Source organism: Escherichia sp. KCJ4928, from assembly GCF_004352695.1.
Taxonomy (GTDB): domain Bacteria; phylum Pseudomonadota; class Gammaproteobacteria; order Enterobacterales; family Enterobacteriaceae; genus ECMA0423.
Genome location: NZ_SJWV01000492.1, coordinates 1 through 796 on the forward strand (window position 1 = coordinate 1; position 796 = coordinate 796).

1 protein-coding gene is annotated in these 796 nt (G+C 33.8%); it reads right to left on the bottom strand.

The window, feature by feature from the left end; all coding sequences use genetic code 11:
• Positions 1-152 precede the first annotated feature (152 nt).
• Positions 153-796: hypothetical protein (locus E0D98_RS25060; RefSeq protein WP_131891409.1), on the bottom strand; the 644-nt coding region annotated here is incomplete at its 5' end.

Sequence of the window (796 nt, forward strand, 5' to 3'; positions counted from 1 at the left end):
GTATATAGAACGAACTCCAATTAGTCTATTCTTGCGCAAATTTTTTGCTAGCTCGAAGATACTAATACAGTTTCTATCCTCAAGTAGTTTTAATATATATGAACCGACTATAGGAGCTGATTTCTCTATACGTTCATCTTTTGAGAAAAGTTTTAACATTGTGCGATTACCTTATTAGGGAAAACGTTACATCTTATCATGTTATCTATGAGGTAATATTGGATTGCTGAGTCATCATAATCTATTCCATTTGAAAGAAGACGAGCCGCATAATAATCAGTCATTTTGTTTAACGCATCAACAGGATCACCATTGCATTCATCTAAAGCTGTATTGCTGACTCGTTTTAAATATGCTGAAAGTTTACTTATGTTTACTATCCCGGCATCGCTTGAGCTACTGATTTCATTGAGAATTCCTGCGTAAGTTGTCATTAGTGGAACATAGATGTCCATTAAATAATCTGCATACGCAGAAAAACGTTTATTTATTTTTCCATTAGGGTCTGGATCTTCCTGAAATCCATTTCCACACTGAGGGTGATCATCTGTACTCAGAATTTTTATCATTTCTAAAATCGTAGTGACTTCTTTCGGCGCTTTTGGCGCTGGCGTATCAAAAATCTGAGATGATAAATAATCGCAAATCTGCTGTATTTTTACAGGTGGCAAACCCATTATGGTTTTAATCAAGTCTGTATAATCTATAACATCATCTGAAATGGATATTTTGAATTTTTCGCCATAAGTTTTAGCATGGTATCTTTTCGTTTTTGTTAATATTAAAACAATAAGTC